General features: G+C 38.7%; 17 protein-coding genes and 1 other annotated feature (1 of these 18 only partly in view). Of the genes, 3 read left to right on the plus strand and 14 right to left on the minus strand.

The genetic code is table 11. The features are described from left to right. Positions 1–3 (plus strand) — a binding site (T-box leader) (it extends 233 nt beyond the left edge of the window). A 106-nt stretch (positions 4–109) separates the two neighbouring features. Then, positions 110–1,099: a tryptophan--tRNA ligase gene (gene trpS, locus A5N88_RS10480; protein ID WP_066265576.1), complete on the plus strand. Its 990-nt coding sequence runs from the start codon at positions 110–112 to the stop codon at positions 1,097–1,099. 66 nt (positions 1,100–1,165) lie between these two features. On the opposite strand, the gene A5N88_RS10485 is transcribed toward trpS, so the two are convergent. The 9 genes from A5N88_RS10485 to A5N88_RS10525 all read right to left on the minus strand — a co-directional run bounded on the left by A5N88_RS10485 (position 1,166) and on the right by A5N88_RS10525 (position 11,161). Beyond that, the gene (locus A5N88_RS10485; protein WP_066265581.1) at positions 1,166–1,918 is read right to left on the minus strand and encodes a YjbA family protein; all 753 of its coding nucleotides are present in this window, start codon (positions 1,916–1,918) and stop codon (positions 1,166–1,168) included. A gap of 181 nt (positions 1,919–2,099) precedes the next feature. Further along, positions 2,100–3,899 carry an oligopeptide ABC transporter substrate-binding protein gene (gene opp4A, locus A5N88_RS10490; protein WP_066265583.1) on the minus strand — a complete coding sequence of 600 codons (1,800 nt, stop codon included), beginning with the start codon at positions 3,897–3,899 and terminating at the stop codon, positions 2,100–2,102. A 16-nt stretch (positions 3,900–3,915) separates the two neighbouring features. Continuing rightward, positions 3,916–4,824, minus strand: coding sequence for an ABC transporter permease (locus A5N88_RS10495; protein ID WP_066265589.1), 909 nt, complete (start codon positions 4,822–4,824; stop codon positions 3,916–3,918). 19 nt (positions 4,825–4,843) lie between these two features. Then, positions 4,844–5,809 carry an oligopeptide ABC transporter permease gene (gene opp4B, locus A5N88_RS10500; protein ID WP_066265591.1) on the minus strand — a complete coding sequence of 322 codons (966 nt, stop codon included), beginning with the start codon at positions 5,807–5,809 and terminating at the stop codon, positions 4,844–4,846. Between the two features lie 14 nt (positions 5,810–5,823). Continuing rightward, positions 5,824–6,750 carry an ABC transporter ATP-binding protein gene (locus tag A5N88_RS10505; RefSeq protein ID WP_066265593.1) on the minus strand — a complete coding sequence of 309 codons (927 nt, stop codon included), beginning with the start codon at positions 6,748–6,750 and terminating at the stop codon, positions 5,824–5,826. Further along, the gene (locus A5N88_RS10510) at positions 6,737–7,759 is read right to left on the minus strand and encodes an ABC transporter ATP-binding protein (RefSeq protein WP_066265595.1); all 1,023 of its coding nucleotides are present in this window, start codon (positions 7,757–7,759) and stop codon (positions 6,737–6,739) included. The genes A5N88_RS10505 and A5N88_RS10510 overlap by 14 nt, the downstream gene beginning before the upstream one ends. A 183-nt stretch (positions 7,760–7,942) precedes the next feature. Continuing rightward, complete coding sequence (locus A5N88_RS10515) at positions 7,943–8,725, minus strand: DUF2268 domain-containing putative Zn-dependent protease (RefSeq protein ID WP_066265598.1); 783 nt, start codon at positions 8,723–8,725, stop codon at positions 7,943–7,945. 132 nt (positions 8,726–8,857) lie between these two features. After that, positions 8,858–10,099 (minus strand): beta-ketoacyl-ACP synthase II, encoded by a 1,242-nt coding sequence (gene fabF, locus A5N88_RS10520; RefSeq protein ID WP_066265601.1) that lies wholly within the window; start codon positions 10,097–10,099, stop codon positions 8,858–8,860. Positions 10,100–10,222: 123 nt separating this feature from the next. Then, the gene (locus A5N88_RS10525) at positions 10,223–11,161 is read right to left on the minus strand and encodes a beta-ketoacyl-ACP synthase III (protein WP_066265604.1); all 939 of its coding nucleotides are present in this window, start codon (positions 11,159–11,161) and stop codon (positions 10,223–10,225) included. A 304-nt stretch (positions 11,162–11,465) separates the two neighbouring features. Between A5N88_RS10525 and A5N88_RS10530 the strand changes: the two genes are divergently transcribed. Beyond that, positions 11,466–11,813, plus strand: coding sequence for a hypothetical protein (locus A5N88_RS10530; protein ID WP_066265608.1), 348 nt, complete (start codon positions 11,466–11,468; stop codon positions 11,811–11,813). Between the two features lie 76 nt (positions 11,814–11,889). On the opposite strand, the gene A5N88_RS10535 is transcribed toward A5N88_RS10530, so the two are convergent. Continuing rightward, entirely contained in the window at positions 11,890–12,687 is a 798-nt protein-coding gene (locus tag A5N88_RS10535; RefSeq protein WP_066265611.1) for a type 2 periplasmic-binding domain-containing protein, read from the minus strand. A 126-nt stretch (positions 12,688–12,813) separates the two neighbouring features. After that, on the minus strand, positions 12,814–13,554 hold the full coding sequence (locus A5N88_RS10540) for an alpha/beta fold hydrolase (protein ID WP_066265614.1): 741 nt from the start codon (positions 13,552–13,554) through the stop codon (positions 12,814–12,816). A gap of 175 nt (positions 13,555–13,729) precedes the next feature. On the opposite strand from A5N88_RS10540, the gene A5N88_RS10545 reads away from it, so the two are divergent. After that, positions 13,730–13,909, plus strand: coding sequence for a YjzD family protein (locus tag A5N88_RS10545; RefSeq protein ID WP_066265616.1), 180 nt, complete (start codon positions 13,730–13,732; stop codon positions 13,907–13,909). Between the two features lie 43 nt (positions 13,910–13,952). On the opposite strand, the gene clpB is transcribed toward A5N88_RS10545, so the two are convergent. The 3 genes from clpB to A5N88_RS10560 form a co-directional block, all read right to left on the minus strand. Further along, positions 13,953–16,553 carry an ATP-dependent chaperone ClpB gene (clpB, locus tag A5N88_RS10550; RefSeq protein WP_066265619.1) on the minus strand — a complete coding sequence of 867 codons (2,601 nt, stop codon included), beginning with the start codon at positions 16,551–16,553 and terminating at the stop codon, positions 13,953–13,955. A gap of 302 nt (positions 16,554–16,855) precedes the next feature. Then, positions 16,856–17,035 carry a YjzC family protein gene (locus A5N88_RS10555; protein ID WP_066265627.1) on the minus strand — a complete coding sequence of 60 codons (180 nt, stop codon included), beginning with the start codon at positions 17,033–17,035 and terminating at the stop codon, positions 16,856–16,858. Between the two features lie 296 nt (positions 17,036–17,331). Next, positions 17,332–17,640 (minus strand): metal-sulfur cluster assembly factor, encoded by a 309-nt coding sequence (locus tag A5N88_RS10560; RefSeq protein WP_066265629.1) that lies wholly within the window; start codon positions 17,638–17,640, stop codon positions 17,332–17,334. Positions 17,641–17,645: the final 5 nt, after the last annotated feature.

Raw genomic sequence — 17,645 nt, forward strand, 5'->3', positions numbered from 1 at the left:
AGATAAGAGATGAAGGTTTTTTTTTATGGATTTGCCCCTATTAAAGGCTAATTGCCCCCATAAGGATTGGAGCGAAAAACAGGCATTAGGATATAAGGAGGATTATTGGATGAAAACAATTTTTTCAGGCATTCAGCCAAGCGGTACCATTACACTTGGCAATTATATTGGAGCCATGCGGCAGTTTGTTGAGCTGCAAAATGATTACAACTGTTACTTTTGTATTGTAGATCAACATGCTATTACCGTCCCTCAAGACAGATTGGAGCTAAGAAAGAACATTAAGAGCCTTGCTGCTATGTATATCGCTGTAGGAATTGATCCCGAAAAGGCAATTCTGTTTGTTCAATCAGAAGTTCCCGCACATGCCCAGGCAGGATGGATGCTTCAATGTGTTGCCTACATCGGCGAATTAGAAAGAATGACACAGTTCAAGGATAAATCAAACGGGAAAGAAGCGGTTTCTGCGGGCTTGTTAACCTACCCTCCATTAATGGCTGCTGATATTCTGCTGTATGGGACAGATTTAGTTCCGGTAGGAGAAGACCAAAAGCAGCATCTTGAATTAACAAGGGATCTGGCTGAACGTTTTAATAAAAAATATAACGACATCTTCACGATCCCGGAAGTTAAAATTGCGGATGTTGGCGCAAGAGTAATGTCCTTACAGGATCCACTTAAAAAAATGAGTAAATCAGACCCAAACACGAAAGCTTTTATTTCTATGCTGGACGAACCGAAACAAATTGAGAAAAAAATTAAGAGTGCTGTGACAGATTCAGAAGGCATTGTGAAATACGATACAGTTAATAAGCCGGGAATCTCCAATCTTCTTGCAATCTATTCCATTTTAAGCAATTATTCCATCCCTGAGCTCGAAGAAAAGTACAATGGGAAAGGCTACGGAGAATTTAAAAGCGATTTGGCGGAAGTAGTTGTCCAAACCCTTGCTCCTATTCAGGAAAAGTATTATAAACTAATGAACTCCGAAGAATTGGATGAACTTTTGGATAAGGGCGCAGAAAAAGCCAATTTTGTAGCCAATAAAATGGTGAAAAAGATGGAAAATGCAATGGGATTAGGACGAAAAAGAAAGTAATTTCAGTTTAGATAAAGACAAAAAAAGGTGCAGGTTAAAAGCTTATATAACCATGCACCTTCTTTTCTATGTTAATTCACTTTTCTCACTATGCTCCATTTCCCACAGCTTTTCAAAAAAAGGCTGTCCCTTTACAAGATTTTCACAGAGCAATTCATGCTTGTCCGACCAGCCTGTTTTTACTTCTTCATATAAACGATTCCAAACATCTAAAAATTCCATTTCCTGAATTTCCTGATAGCCTACCGGCGACCATTCTGTGTACCAATATCGTACTTCAGCCACATTTTTGGAGCTGTATAGCTGATCAAGGGCCATAAATAATAACTGCTTGAGCTGACGTTCTTTTCTAGTCAAGCCTTTCATTAAAGAAGGTTCTGGTGAAAGTATATGATACTCTTTTGTTCCTTCTTCTCTTTCAAAATGATAATTTACAGGCTCATGCTGCTCAATCATGTCGTACACTAGCTGTTCCTGCCGTGGAATCAATCGGCTCTTTCTAATTGGAATATTGTATCCTATTGTGTCTACAGCCAGGATCCCTTTGCCATCTGTTACCACAAAGCAATGTTCCAATTGAACCCGTTCATGGTTTTTTCTTAAATAAGCTTTTTGGTAGATGTCATTTAACAATCCCTGAGGCAATTCCCCTAATTCATTTTCTATGTAATGATACAATACACTTTCTACCAGAATCAGCGGAACTTGATCTAACAGTTCTATAACATCATCTCTCCGCCATTCATGAAAATAGCAAACATTGTAACCATTTTCTTCTCCTTCAAACCAATTAACCCATACATCATGAAGATACAGCATCTTAACCCCTCGCTTCACTACTGTTTGTCATTCAGTATAGGCAGTCCTAAGTTAATTTATTCCTGTTTCTCCATGAAAAGATAATTCACTTTTGCGCTGTATCCATTTAGTAATTTTCTGGACATTTTCTTTTACAGTCAAAATAAAAAGAACAGCCCTCAAGCTGTTCTTTTCAATATTATTAGTTGTTTGCTGTTGCCGGTTTATCTGATGTTACGCCAACTTTATACCACCACAGACTTGCAGTATCCGCAGTATATCCAGTTACACGGTTGTTAACACCATATACTTGATATTGATATAGAGTCGGAATTACAGGAGCTTGATCAAACATAAGCTGTTGCCATTGGTCATACACTTGTTTTCTGTAATTTGGATCCATTGCTTTGGCACTGATGCCTTCTTGTAAAAGCTTTTCATTTTCATTATTCACAAAACGAGGGAAGTTAAACAGGGATGTTTTTGAATATAATCCAGATGGATCCGGATCTGTACCTGTCAGCCAAGATCCTGCATAAATATTAATCTTCGGATCATCTTTTCCTGTATCTCCTACTCTGTCATAGAAGGTGTTGAATTCCTGCAGACGGCCATCGAGTAGTTGAACATGAATTCCAATTGCTTTCCATGCTTGGATATAATACTGAGCAAGAGGTTCTGCAACCTTGCTTCCACTCATACCAGCAAAGTTTAATACAAGTTTATGGCCTTTCGGATCTTCTCTGTAACCATCTTTGTCAATATCCTTATAACCAGCTGCATCTAAAAGCTTTTTAGCCTTTTCAGGGTCAAATGTGTAGCCTTTAATGTTATCATCATGATAACGACTGAAGAATGAAGGAATAATTGAGTTAGCCGGGAAGCTTAAACCTTGATAAAATTTTTGAGAAATAGTCTTCATATCAAGAGCATAACCTAATGCCTGGCGAAGAGATTTATTAGCCATTGGTGAATTCGGATCTGCTACAGCTACATTGTTTTTAGCATCCCAATGTCCGAGTTTAAAGCCAATATATGAATATGCATAATTTAACCGGGCAATATATTTGTAGTTTTTAGGATTTTCATTGCCTTTATAAGAACTGCTTGGGAATTCAGCAATATCAATATCTCCGTTTTGAAGGGATTTCACTACAACCTGTGGGTTCACCACTTTTAGGATTACTTTATTTAATAAAGGCTTCCCTTTGTAGTAATTTGGATTTGCCGTAAATTCCACGGATTCCCCTGGAACAATTTTTGATACCTCAAATGGTCCAAAACCAATCGGTTTCTTACGCACTTGATCCGAAGTAGCCATTTTGCTGATTGGCACGCCTTTAAAGTAATGCTTTGGCATTGCATAGGACCAGATACCTGTTAAAAGTCCTGGATTTACGTGATTAAAAGAAATTTTGACAGTTTTATCATCGATTTTTTGCAGACCGGAAATCGTTTTAGCTTTTCCAGCATGGTATGCTGCCATTCCGACAATATCCTGCGTGATTGTGTTATCGCCATATCGAACACCATTATAATCTTTGCTTCCCATTACCTCATAAGGAAAGATAATATCATCTGCAGTAAGCGGCTGTCCATCAGACCACTTTACACCGTCTTTTACTTTTATGGTAATGGATTTATTGTCGCTTCCAATTGTGAAAGTACATGCTCCATCATTGGTAATTTCATAGTTTTTGTTTGTTGAAAAAATTGATTCCTCAACGAACTGAAGTACTTCTTGGTCTGGTGCACCCGATTCAAACTCTTCACTTAAGGTACCCTGGAACGGAGTATCTGATATTAAACCGTAGTTAAGTGTACCACCTTTAATTGGAGCCTTATTGCTCGAAACCATAATCGGAAATTTGCTGGTATCAAGCTTGCCATCCTTTCCCGTTACTGAAGTATTTCCCCCTGTAGTCGAGCTATTACATGCGGCCAGTAACAACCCTGCACTAAGTGTTATACTCGCCAAAGTAAAACTTTTTTTCTTATTCAACTTTTCTTCCCCCTTTTTATCCTAACCTTTGTTTTGCATCGGCAGCCCTTTTTAAAGCTTGGCCAATAAAATTTATACACAGCATCAGCACTAAAATTAATGCAGATGCAGGTAACCATACCCACCATTGATTTTGAATGACATCTGGATCCTGTGCATAGCTCACAAGTGTACCTAAGCTTGGAGAACTTGCAGGCAAACCAAATCCCAGGAAGCTAAGCGCTGATTCAATTCCAATATTTCCAGCTAAGTTTAAAGTCAAGCTTACAATGATTATTGAACTCATATTAGGTAGTATTTCTCTGATTATAATTTTCCAATTTGGTGTTCCAAGCGTTTTAGAGGCATTTACGTAATCTAACTCCCTTTCAGCAAGTACTTTAGACCTTATTAATCTAGCTTTACCAACCCAATAAAAGGCAGACATAATTATAATGAAGGAAAACACATTATATTTAGGGACTAAAGTAACGAATACGATAATTAACATTAAAAATGGCAGCACAAGGATAAAGTCAATGATACGCATTATGACATTATCCACCCAGCCTCCAAAATATCCTGCTATCAAACCTACCACGAGGCCAATAAAACCTGTTATCAATGTAATGGACAAGCCAATGGTAAAGGAGTTTCTCCCTCCAATGATAAGCAATCCGAATATATCACGGCCTCCGGTATCAGTACCAAGCCAGTGAGCAGCGGATGGCGGTGATTCACTGGCTAAAATATCTACTTTAGTAATGGCATCTTGACTTAACACCAATGATGTTCCATAAATGGCTATTAGTATTAAAGCAAGTAATATTAAAGAAAATAATGCCATTCGATCTTTAACAATCTCCCGCCACATGATCGAAACCGCAGATGGACTTTTTGTAATTAGGACATTGCCAGGTTTTATACTTTCTTCTACTACTTTCATTTTAACTCCCTCCAGCCCTTTACTCGATGCGAATGCGAGGATCTACTGCGCTAAGAATGATGTCTGACAGCAATGTTCCAAATAAACTAGCAAGTCCGGTCAACATTACAAGTGCATTTACCACACTGAAGTCCCTTGAAGTGACTGATTGTAAAAACAACTGACCAAGTCCCGGAAAGCTGTATATCCCTTCTAGGATGATATTTCCTCCAATAACAAGTGTAATATCATACCCAAGAAAAGCAGCAATTGGAAGAATCGAATTCCGCAGGATATGTCTTGTATAAATTTTTGATTCAGGAACTCCTTTAGCACGCGCCGTTTTAATAAAATCCTTATACTTTGTATCAATAATTTCGCTTTTTAAATACTGTACTGTACCAACTGTTTGAATAATTGCCCCTGAAATAGTCGGTAGAACTAGATGGTCAATTTTATTTACATAATATGCAAATGACCCTTGTGTAAGCTGGATGTCAACACTTCCTCCTGTAGGAAACCATTGAAGTACAAACCCAAAAAGAAATAAAACCAGCAATGCAAATATAAATAAAGGGGTGGCAAAGGTTACATAATTATAGCCAGTTATCAATTTATCAGACCAAGAATTTGGCCATCGCCCACTTACTATTCCTAAAGGGATAGCAATTAAATATGTAACTATTAATATACAAATGGACAGAGTCAGTGTATTTGAAAGACGCTCGTTAATAATATCTGTTACTGGCCTTTGATTAGCATATGATGTCCCCAGGTTCCCATGGAATATTCCCTCAATCCAACGCCCATATTGTACAGGCATAGGGTCATTTAACCCCAATTTTTGTTTCATTTCCTGTAAAGCCTGCTGGCTCATATGAGGGTTAAAAGCGGCACCCGTCAAAGCATCCCCCGGCATAGCCTTAGCTAAGCAAAATATCAATATACTTAAAATAAATAACTGAGGGATCATAATAAGAATCCTGCGGATAATAAATTTGATCATTGCCTTATTCCCCCTTACGGCAGCGCTACAAGATGTGTTTTAGAAACTGGTTTCAACTGGTAGGCTTTCCCTTCTTCAGTAAAGAATTTATTTGAATGGTTATTGTATTCTTCAGAAACTTCTTTGCGGTATTTAATCTTATTCAGACGATCAGAAGGATTAATTTCCGGTATTGCAGCAATTAACCTCTTTGTATATATATGCATAGGATTGTCATATATGTCCTGGCTGTTGCCTTCCTCAACCAGCTGGCCTTTATACATAATTCCAATCCTGTCACACATATGACGGATGACACCAAGATCATGGCTTATAAATAAATAAGTTAGATTGAACTCCTTTTGTATATCCTTCATAAAATTTATTACCTGGGCTTGTACAGAAACGTCTAAGGCAGAAACAGGTTCATCTGCTATAATTAGTTGCGGATTAAGCGTCAGGGCCCTTGCGATTCCAATCCTTTGCCTTTGTCCTCCTGAAAACTCATGTGGATATTTGTAAATGCTCTCCGAATTAAGGCCGACTTTTTCAATTACCTCTTGTACTTTATGCATTTCTTCTCCTGCGGTAAGCTTATAAAAATTCCGAAGAGGTTCTGCTATAATATCAAGTACTCTCTTTTTAGGATTTAATGACGAATATGGATCCTGAAAAATCATTTGAATTTCTTTTCGGTACTGGTTAAATTCCTTTGGCTTGATAGCAGCTAAATTTTTGCCCTTATAATTGATTTCTCCGGAGGTTGCTCGATTTAGGCCTATAAGCGTTCTGCCGGTTGTAGACTTTCCACAGCCAGATTCTCCTACAAGTCCATATGTTTCTCCTTTATTCAGTTCGAAGCTGATTCCATCAACAGCTTTCACATTTTCTACAACTCTTCGAAAAAAACCACCTCGAACCGGATAATAAACTTTTAAGTTATTTACTTTAAGAAATGTCATAGTTTTGCTCTCCTACTTTTTGATCTGGGAAGTGGAAGTTTTTATAGCAGGAACATCTTACATAATGGTTCGGTTCTATCTCTTGCAGAACAGGATTTTCTTCATGTTCATTTTGGTTAATCCATGGAATACGTGACTTAAATCTGCACCCGGTTCTTGGCAATTTGGTCAACGGGGGTACAATTCCTTCTATTACATGTAAGCGGTCCGCGTCACTTTTGGAAGAGGGGATTGAATTTAGCAAAGATCGGGTATATGGATGTAAAGGATTATGAAAAATTGTATAAACATCGGCCATTTCAACAATTTCTCCTGCATACATTACAGCTACGCGATCAGCCATTTCCGAAACAACTCCCAAATCATGGGTGATTAGTACAATGCCTGTTTTCAGCTGTTTTTGGAGATCCTTCAACAAGTCCATTATTTGTGCCTGAATAGTAACATCAAGTGCAGTTGTCGGTTCATCTGCAATAATTAATGAAGGTTCACAAGCAATTGCAATGGCAATAACAATCCTTTGTCTCATCCCTCCAGATAGTTCATGAGGAAACTGCATGTACGTACGTTCAGGAACGGGAATTCCCACTTGCTTTAACAAATCCAAAGTCCTCTTCTTTTTTTGAGATGGAGAAAGCTTTAAATGGTAACTCATGCTTTCTTCAATTTGTTTCCCCACTCTCATTAATGGATTTAATGCAGATAAAGGATCCTGGAATATCATACCGATATCCTTTCCCCGAATTTTATTTAATTTTTGATCATTCAAAGATAATAAATCTATTCCATTGAAATCTATTTTTCCATCTATTTTCGTACGTTCTTTTGGATGAAGCCCCATTACAGAAAGGGCTAGAGCACTCTTCCCGCACCCTGATTCACCTACTATTGCCACAACTTCATTTTCATTAATAGTTAAAGTAACATCATCCACTGCTGCATGATAATGTTCCTGTATGCGGAATGAGGTACAAAGATTTCGGATTTGTAAAAGTGGTGTGTTCCCCATTTAACAGCCCCCTAATTTGAAAGTACTAGATGCAATATTCCAAAAAGTCTAAAGACTTATATTTAATTGATATATTTGAATAAAATAATATTACAATTAGTTTACAGTTGCAAGTGTTTTTTTAATTATCTTACTATTTTCGACAAATACGTAGGCTGAAAACCCTGTTCTATAGGGCTTTTGTTATTCCAAAAAATTTCTAATTAGTAAGTCTTTTGAAGGAATGTCGATTTTTTCTTGTGTAGAAAATGGATAATTCTTCTTATATTCCTCTATTATTTTATACCCTAGAGCATAGCCCATCATGTGTGGAACCAGTCTTTTACCGAATAGCAAATCATCATGGATTCTCTCTTTCTTCAAGACATTTAACCTGCCCTTAAAATCACTGTTCCAGAAACGCTTCAGGAGTTTATCTGAATGTCCTTTGCTCATTTTTGCTACATACTTTTCCCCGCAGTATTCTTCAACTGCATGTTCAGCAAGCCCCTCGAGCACCATGGAATCGAGCAAAGTAAAATCAAACGGCTTCTTTCTCAGTTTTTGAATTCGAGCAGCGTGATGATATTCATGGATAAACAGCGCTTCCCACTCTTTTTTATCGGCAAGTGGAGAAAGGAACAAGTATAAATCTTTTTCAATTGTAACTCCAGATTTTCCATTGGTTTGGCGCATTAATTGTCGATTCGTTACATTTATCGGAAAAATGTAGATATTCACTTCCGGGCCATTAAATATCTTTTTATATTTCAAATATAAGTTTTCAATGATTTCCCATGCCTTGACAGTTTTCAATTCTTCATAAACAACCTTGGAGTGTCCAGATGGCTGGTACATGCCAAAAAATTTTAGATAATCATAAAAGCCGCTCACTTCATCCGTTCTGAATGAGCTTGTTTTTTTCAGTAAATCGATTGGTTTATAAAAGTGTTCATCCAGCCATTTATCTGTCCTAATAACACCCATTATTTTTCAGTTCTCCTCTTCCCCTCATATTTGTTGTTATCATATGCTGAAGTAATGGAATGGGTTTAGGATTACATGCTTTCATATAATTCAAAGAAAAAGACAGGAACCAACATGTCCCTGTCTTCTGCATTATTTTTCAAACTTTTTAAATACAAGTGTTGCATTATGTCCGCCAAATCCCAAAGAGTTGCTCATTACGACATTTACATTGCCGTTTCGTGCTTCATTAGCAACATAGTCCAAATCACACTCAGGATCAGGTGTTTCCAAGTTAATGGTTGGAGGTATTTTTCCGTCTTTAATAGCCAGTACGGAAAATATAGCTTCAATACCGCCAGCAGCACCCAGTAAATGGCCTGTCATGGATTTTGTCGAACTCATGGCAAGCTTATAAGCATGATCGCCAAAGACCTCTTTTACAGCCATCGTTTCATACTTGTCGTTATAACCTGTACTTGTTCCATGCGCATTAATATAGTCTACTGACTCTGGAGATAACTCTCCATCATTCAGCGCCATTTTCATCGCACGCGCGCCGCCTTCGCCTCCAGGAGCAGGAGCAGTGATATGATGGGCATCCCCAGTTGATCCATATCCTACAACCTCAGCGTATATTTTTGCACCGCGAGCCAGCGCGTATTCCATTTCTTCCAGCACAACAATCCCGGCACCTTCTCCGATAACAAATCCGTCACGATTTAAATCAAATGGCCTGCTTGCCGTGTTGGGATCAGGATTTGTCGAAAGAGCTGTATTTGCTGAGAAACCAGCAAGTGACATTCTTGTAATAGGGGCTTCTGCACCACCGGAAATCATTACATCTGCATCTCCGCGCTGGATTGCCTTAAAGGCATCTCCAATTGAATTTGTCCCAGTTGCACATGCGGTTACTGTGCAGGAGTTAATTCCCTTTGCTCCGAGCAAAATAGAAACCTGACCTGCAGCCATATCCGGAATCATCATTGGCACGAAGAATGGGCTGACACGGCGGTAGCCGCGATTTAAAAAGACTTCAAACTGCTGCTCGAAAGTCTCCATTCCTCCAATGCCAGAACCAATCCAAACGCCAACCCTTTCAGCGTTTTCTTCATTAATGGTGAGATTGGCATCCTTAACTGCCATCGTCGAAGCAGCGATGGCATAATGTGTAAAGCGATCCATTTTACGGGCTTCTTTCTTTTCTAAGTAAGCCTCAATGTCAAAATCCTTCACTTCCGCTGCAACCTTTGCAGGATAATCTTCAGGATTCAGCCTTGTTAGAGGGCCAATGCCTGATTTTCCATCGATAAGATTCTTCCAGGTTGTATCCACGTCATTTCCAAGTGGAGTCACGGCTCCAATTCCTGTAATTACTACACGTTTATTTTCCATTTTATCCATCTCCTTCACTTAACCAAGAAGATTAAATGTTAAGCCATATTTTTTACAGATAATCTCTTCCTTTTTTCTCATTATAATGCAAATATGAATAAATCACTACTCACTAATAACTTGTTAACGTCCCCATCGCATAGCAATGGCTCCCCAAGTTAGTCCTCCGCCAAAGCCAACCAATACCAGAACGTCACCATCTTTGATATTTCCTGCTTCCAGTTCATCCACTAATGACATTGGAATGGATGCCGAGGAAGTATTTCCATACTTATGAACTGTTTTGGACATTTTTTCAATTGGCAGCTCCAAACGCTGTCTTGAAGATTCCATAATACGAATATTAGCTTGATGCGGGATAAGAAAGTTCACATCTTCTTTTGTAAGGCCTGCTTTTTCTAAAACATTCAGGCTGGATTCCCCCATTTGTCTTACGGCAAATTTAAATACTTCCCGCCCGTTCATGACAATATGTTTGTTTTCATCTTCATAAAGGTATTTTCCACCTGTGCCGTCAGCACCCAATTCAAAAGATAAAATTCCTTTACCTTCTGAGACAGGGCCCATTACGGCAGCACCGGCACCGTCACCAAACAGAACGGCTGTATTTCGGTCTTCCCAGTTTGTAATCTTTGAAAGCTTTTCAACACCCACTATTAAAACATACTTATAAGCATTTGACTCAATAAATTGCTTGGCTGTTGCAACACCGTACATAAATCCTGAGCAGGCAGCGCTAATATCCATTGCCGCTGCTTTTTTTGCACCGAGCCGCTCCTGCAGCATGCAGGAAACCGAAGGAAAAGGAGTGTCCGGTGTTACTGTAGCCACTAAAATCATATCAATTTCTTCAGGAGTAATTCCCGCATTTTCAATTGCCTTAACTGCTGCCTCATAGGCCAAGTCTGATGTATCATAGTCATCGGAAGCAATGCGGCGTTCTTCAATACCTGTACGAGTGCGGATCCATTCGTCAGAGGTATCCATTATCTTTTCCAAATCAAAGTTGGTTAACACTTTTTCCGGATTATATTTTCCAACTCCAATAATCCCTGCATTCATCGACATTTCCTTCTTTCCGTAAAAATTTCACTTCCTGCTGCTTCTACAACAGTGCATTTGTTTTCTTTCTTAATATAAACCTAAAATTCTCTTCTTATTTTGTACATAAACACCAAGAAAATTTTAAATAATTATCATGCCTAAGCTTTTATATCAATTATTATGACCTGATACTAATTATAGCAGTCTGAATACATTTTGTCATCCATCAAACATTGTCGAAAATCACCCATGACATTCGTCCATCCCCATTCCTTTTTTGTGCATATGGTGTATTGACAAAGAATAGGGGGTGTATAGCCAGATGAGTGAAGACATACAAAGAGAAGAAACCATTATGGAATCTCCAATGGAGGAAAGTGTTCAAGAGGTTGGTAATACAGTCGGAGTCCATCCTTTTGATCGGATGTTTTTTGGAAGGAGAGGCATACAGAATAGGAGAGGACTGGTCCAAAAAGAACAGGAACCAGCTAATTCAGGCTCCATAGACGGAATGCTTGACGGAATACTCAATAATGAAACATTTAAAAATATCGACTTTGATGAGATGTTAAATCATGTCGATAAATTAATGGTTTCTCTCAGTGAATTGCGCCCAATGTTTAAAAAAGTCACGCCTTTTATGGAAAAATTCCTCCAAAAGGATAAATAATTCGAAAAAGAGCAGATAAGGAGTTTAATGAAAGGTCCTTATCTGCTCTTTTATTTTTGGATAGGCAGGACCGGGATTATTTACAAAAATCATTCACCCGCTGCTTTTGAATTCTAAAAACCTGTAATGGGGACACCGTTTCAGCAACAGGTATTACTTTTACATCACTGAGGTTCTTTTCAAGAATGATTCTGTCCTCCTTATAGCCCTTTTTCAAGGCCTCAAGACATAAAAGCCAGTTTCCTTCCTTTTCACTCTTAAGCAAAAACCTGGATTTATTATCTCCTTTTCTAGATTCCTTAATTAAAGTATGAACTGCATCTGTGATAAAGATGGCATCCTCAGGATCATCAAGAAACCGGTCCTTTATATCTTCATTTAAAATCTGTTGAAACAAATAACCCTCAGGCTGCCATGGCCCAAACAAAGTTGGAACATATACCACTTGCCACTTTTGTTCTTTTATTATCTCCATACACTCCTGAAGCATTGAATAAATCACTTTATATTCATCCCTGTTATCGTTCAATAGCTGGCTCGGAGCAATGAAAACAGTTAATTCAATACGGTCTCGAGCAGATTTCATAAAAGTAATGAGATCTTTTTTTAAGAAGTAAATAGATTCTTCATCCATTCTTGTCGCATAATCAAATAGAGGAATAAAACAGGTTACTTTCTCTGGGATCATTGCTTCTTCCAATACTGGCGAAAAAGTCAGATTTGCATTTCTTCCAATCTCAAGCCATTTTTCTTCATATAATCCGCTGTCCCATTCTCCATAATCAAACGCATAAACACAGCTGCCTTCTTCCAGAAGTGCCTTACAAATTTCAAAACCAAGAAACTCTCTTGCCGACAATACCACACTGTTCAAAAAAGAGCCCCCCCTAACTCCCCGCTTACCTTATATGCTATGCTGAACAGCATAAAAAATTTTAACTTTAGTTGCTGAACTTTCCTTTTTTTTAATTGGAAGGAAATCATTAGTCAAAATAACAAGCTATAATTGTTTTTCGTATTCATGGAAAAAAGCAGCCATCTTTCTAGGAATGCCAAGACGATTTTCAAAAAGGAGATAATGGCACATTACCTGCAAATGCTCCGTCTTTCTCTTTTCGTATATCTTTTCAAGGAACTCTTTCTGCTTCGTATACATATTCCGGTCAATGATTTGAAGGATATACAGCGGAACTTCCATATCTGCTAAAATCCGGGATGAATCCTCATAATAATTGTCTATGACAAAATCCATACCGCATTCACCGTAGGCGGTTTGAATCTCCTTCAAAAGTTTTTTGTAAAAAAATATCCTGTTTTTTTCCTGGTCAATATGCGCTCTCAATGAAATGCAAGGATTTAAAAGAACGATTGACCGAAGCCTATCCTGTAAAAATGGAAGTAGCTTGATCGCCGTCAACGCACCCATCCCTTCCGCAAGGATATGGATTTTTTCATTTAAGATCGCTTTCTTCATGATTAGGTGATACAATCCCCTGGCAAGCTGAACGGAAGCAGCGTTTCCCCAATGGTTTCCATATAGGTTAGAATAGTATACAAGATAGCCGGCATTTGTTAAATTGTGAATCATGGCCTCTCTGTCTGCATTTTGTGTCCAGTAACTTGTCTCTTCTTGAACAAAGTGCTGCTGGTCGCCAATGATGAAAATCGCAAAACCATTCGGCTTTTCAGGGTAATGCACATTGCACCATTGCTTATTAAATAAAAATGATTCTTGCCTCATAAGGATGTCTCCTTCTTGCAGTATAAATCAATTTACCATATGCATAAGGATTGGTATTGGAAGAGAAAATAGCCTAAAAGAATTCACTTTATTAATAAATGGAGTTGTGGTAATCTAAAGTGAGGATTTTTGAGTTAATACCCATCTTTAATTGATGATATTTGGGGTGATAGAAATGAAATATGTCTTTACATTGATCTGGACTTTCCTTTTAGTTCAAATGCTTTTTTATGTGACAAGCTCTATGACTAATACAGGCTATAGCTTCCAAACTGCAACAATTCTTTCTGTAATCTTCACTATTCTTATTATTGCAGTCAGTTCAAGCATACCAAAAGCATCAAACGAGCATTAAAAAACCTTCCTTTGAATGGAAGGTTTTTTCTTTTTTTACAGCCTTAATGCTTAACAAGGATATCAAGTTTATCATGAGCTTTCCTTACTTCGACCGTTTGATAAGGCAGAATATTGCCTGCTATCATTTCTCTTGCAAGCTTTGTTTCAATTTGACGTTGAATATACCTTTTTAACGGCCGGGCTCCGTATACCGGATCATAGGCAGATTCCGCAATCCATTCTTTTGCTTCTTCTGTCATTTCAATTTGAATATGTTGTTCGCTCAGCCTGGATTGGAGTTCTTGAATTAGTTTAGAAATAATTCCTTTAATATTGTCTATATTAAGCGGTTTAAAGAGGACAATATCATCCACACGGTTCAAAAATTCAGGACGGAAGGAAGCTCGCAGTTGGCTAAAGACCTTTTCTTTCGCTTCTTCTGATATATCATCACTCTCTTGGCTCCTTTCGAGTAAAAAATGAGATCCCAGATTCGATGTCATGATAATCACTGTGTTTTTAAAATTGACTGTTCGCCCCTGTGAATCCGTTACCCTGCCGTCATCCAGAATTTGAAGCAGTACATTAAATACCTCAGGATGCGCTTTTTCAATTTCATCAAGAAGTATAACAGAGTAAGGTTTTCTCCTGACGGCTTCGGTCAACTGCCCCCCTTCCTCATATCCAACATAGCCTGGAGGAGCACCAATCAGCCTTGAAACAGTATGTTTTTCCATGTACTCTGACATATCAATTCGGATCATTTGATCCTCGCTGTCAAATAAAGTTTGCGCTAATGTTTTGGCCAGCTCTGTTTTTCCCACCCCAGTCGGCCCTAAGAAAAGAAATGAACCAATCGGCCGGTTTGGATCCTTTATCCCTGCTCTTGCTCTCAGGACAGCATCACTGACAAGCTGAACGGCCTCATCCTGGCCAATTACCCGTTCATGTAAAATACTTTCAAGTTTTAATAGCTTTTCTCTTTCTCCTTCCACCAGCTTGGATACCGGAATTCCTGTCCAGTGTCCGACGATAGCGGCAATTTCATCCTCAGTGACTTCCTCGCGAAGTAGTCGGTTTTCAGTTTGCTTGCTGGCCAATGCAGACTCAAGATCTCTAAGCTCCTTTTCAAATGCAGGGATTTTTCCATGCCTCAGCTCAGCAGCACGGTTTAAATCATATTGATTTTCTGCTTCCTCCAGCTCTCTGCGCATTTTTTCAAGCTGCTCTCTTTTCTCTTGAATTTGCTGAAGCTCTGTTTTTTCAGACTGCCATCTTGCTTTCATTTCATTGGCTTTTTCTTTAAGGTCTGCAAGATCTTTCTGAAGAATGGATAGGCGCTCTTTGCTTGCTTCATCCTTTTCCTTTTTTAATGCAGCTTCTTCAATTTCCAGCTGCATGACCCGGCGCGTCACTTCATCCAATTCACTCGGCATAGAGTCAATTTCAACACGAATCGTTGCACACGCTTCATCTACCAGGTCGATGGCTTTATCAGGCAAATAACGATCGGTGATATAGCGGTTGGATAATGTGGCTGCTGCGACAAGAGCACGGTCATGGATATTGACCCCATGATGCACTTCAAATCGTTCTTTTAAACCACGCAAAATGGAAATGGTATCTTCGACGGTAGGCTCCTGAACAAGAACCTGCTGAAAACGGCGTTCCAAAGCCGGATCTTTTTCAATATATTGCCTGTATTCATCCAGAGTTGTCGCTCCTATACAATGCAGTTCACCCCTTGCAAGCATAGGTTTTAGCATGTTTCCTGCATCCATTGCTCCTTCTGTTTTACCCGCGCCCACAATGGTATGCAGTTCATCAATAAACAAAAGGATGCGCCCTTCACTTTTTTTCACCTCATGAAGAACAGCCTTTAAGCGTTCCTCGAACTCTCCTCGAAATTTAGCTCCTGCCACAAGAGCTCCCATATCGAGAGCAAAAATGGTTTTATCCTTCAAGCCTTCAGGAACATCCCTGCGGACAATTCGCTGAGCAAGACCTTCCACTATAGCTGTTTTTCCAACGCCGGGCTCTCCTATTAAGACAGGATTGTTTTTGGTTTTGCGGGATAAAATTCGTATGACATTCCTAATCTCAGTATCCCTTCCAATAACAGGGTCTATTTTTCCTTCTTTTACTGCAGCAACCAGATCTCTGCCATATTTCTTTAATGTTTCATAGGTCGCTTCAGGATTTTGCGTTTCCACTTTTTGTTGCCCCCTTATCGCCATTATTTGTTTTAACAAAGACTTTTTGCTGATTTTTTGTTTATGTAGATACTCCGTAATTGGGTTGGTTTTTTGCTCCATTAAGGCGGCAGCTAGGTGTTCCACTGAAATAAATTGATCGCCAAAAGAGGTTGCTTCTTCATCCGCCTTAGCAAGCAGGTGCTGAAGACCGCTCGATATATATTGTCCAGTTAAAGTACTTCCGCTGATTTCGGGAAGCTTTTTCAATTCAGTCTCCAAAAAAGCTGACAAATCTTCTTTATTAATACCTGCTCTTTCATAAATTGTCATGAGCAGGCTATCAGGCCTTTCTAACAATGCCTTCCATACATGCGCAATGGTAATTTCAGGACTGTTCCTTTGTATTGCAAGCTGCTGGGCTGCAGCGAGACTTTCCTGTACTGTAAATGTGTATTTCTCAATATCCATCCTGTCACCCCACTAAACATCACTTATCTTTCATTTTATGCCATCTGCTGCCTTCAAAGCAAAAAGTTAGGCTGCAGTTTCTGCGATTTTCCATTTGATTTTCAAGTAGGCTCTTTTCGTAAACTTTGTTGCTAATTGACACAAAAAAATGATTTAAAATCATGATTTAGTATTAAATGATGTGAATAGCTGCCGAAAAGATGCCACGAAGACAGACAACATACGGAATGTTGTCTGGTACGTAAAGAAACAATCTATGCAAAAACAGCCTTCAATTAAGAAAAACCACCCCGAAGGATGGTTTAAGGCTTTCTTCTATATGTCCAATGACGCTCATCATTTGAAGTTTCCGGAAAATGGTCACCGGCTTTTAAACGGACACTTTTGGGATTCACAACATTGCTCCCATTTTCACCAACCTCAATATAAACTCCATTGTTTGGCGCTTTATCTCCTGAGTGAAAACGTTTCTTTTGCCCCATTCTCCTGCCTCCTTAATTCGTCTTTAGACTTTTTTATTCTATGTAAAATCACCGATTGCATAAGCATTACTTTTTTCCAGCCGACCTGTTTATTTTGCCAAATGATTTTTCGATCCAATTATCATTGTGCCAGAAAAGGACTTGTTGTTTTTTGCTCATTCGTGTGAAACGGCCCCCTTTTTAGCTCTGATGAAACATTAAAGGAAAGAAAGGAACCAGTTTTTGCTACTGGTTCCTTTCTTTCCTTTAAAATGAGCTAATATCTAAATTTAACGGACTTGCGAGAACAACACTATTTACGTTAAACCAAGTGCAATCTTCGCATATCTGGACATGCGATCCTTAGACCATGGCGGATTCCAGACTATATTTACTTCTGTATCCTTTACTTCAGGAATATCGCGAAGAGCTGCTTGAACCTGGTCGACAATTACTCCTGCAAGAGGACAGCCCATTGCGGTTAAAGTCATTGTTACAGTAAGCTTGCCTTCATCATCCAGCTCTACATCATATACTAAACCTAAATTAACAATATCTATGCCAATTTCCGGATCAATTACTTGTTCTAATGCACCATATATATTTTCTTTAAGATCTTCATTCATTCCTA

This window comes from Heyndrickxia acidicola, assembly GCF_001636425.1.
In the GTDB taxonomy this organism is placed as follows: domain Bacteria; phylum Bacillota; class Bacilli; order Bacillales; family Bacillaceae_C; genus Bacillus_AE; species Bacillus_AE acidicola.

Excerpts from the sequence above, each read along its gene's own strand:
- A5N88_RS10545 (WP_066265616.1), top strand. The coding sequence starts at position 13,730 with ATGAAATATGTCTTTACATTGATCTGGACTTTCCTTTTAGTTCAAATG.
- opp4B (WP_066265591.1), bottom strand. The coding sequence starts at position 5,809 with ATGATCAAATTTATTATCCGCAGGATTCTTATTATGATCCCTCAGTTA.
- A5N88_RS10530 (WP_066265608.1), top strand. The coding sequence starts at position 11,466 with ATGAGTGAAGACATACAAAGAGAAGAAACCATTATGGAATCTCCAATG.
- fabF (WP_066265601.1), bottom strand. The coding sequence starts at position 10,099 with ATGGAAAATAAACGTGTAGTAATTACAGGAATTGGAGCCGTGACTCCA.
- A5N88_RS10555 (WP_066265627.1), bottom strand. The coding sequence starts at position 17,035 with ATGGGGCAAAAGAAACGTTTTCACTCAGGAGATAAAGCGCCAAACAAT.
- A5N88_RS10495 (WP_066265589.1), bottom strand. The coding sequence starts at position 4,824 with ATGAAAGTAGTAGAAGAAAGTATAAAACCTGGCAATGTCCTAATTACA.
- clpB (WP_066265619.1), bottom strand. The coding sequence starts at position 16,553 with ATGGATATTGAGAAATACACATTTACAGTACAGGAAAGTCTCGCTGCA.
- A5N88_RS10525 (WP_066265604.1), bottom strand. The coding sequence starts at position 11,161 with ATGAATGCAGGGATTATTGGAGTTGGAAAATATAATCCGGAAAAAGTG.
- A5N88_RS10560 (WP_066265629.1), bottom strand. The coding sequence starts at position 17,640 with ATGAATGAAGATCTTAAAGAAAATATATATGGTGCATTAGAACAAGTA.
- A5N88_RS10505 (WP_066265593.1), bottom strand. The coding sequence starts at position 6,750 with ATGACATTTCTTAAAGTAAATAACTTAAAAGTTTATTATCCGGTTCGA.
- A5N88_RS10540 (WP_066265614.1), bottom strand. The coding sequence starts at position 13,554 with ATGAGGCAAGAATCATTTTTATTTAATAAGCAATGGTGCAATGTGCAT.
- A5N88_RS10510 (WP_066265595.1), bottom strand. The coding sequence starts at position 7,759 with ATGGGGAACACACCACTTTTACAAATCCGAAATCTTTGTACCTCATTC.
- trpS (WP_066265576.1), top strand. The coding sequence starts at position 110 with ATGAAAACAATTTTTTCAGGCATTCAGCCAAGCGGTACCATTACACTT.
- A5N88_RS10485 (WP_066265581.1), bottom strand. The coding sequence starts at position 1,918 with ATGCTGTATCTTCATGATGTATGGGTTAATTGGTTTGAAGGAGAAGAA.
- A5N88_RS10515 (WP_066265598.1), bottom strand. The coding sequence starts at position 8,725 with ATGGGTGTTATTAGGACAGATAAATGGCTGGATGAACACTTTTATAAA.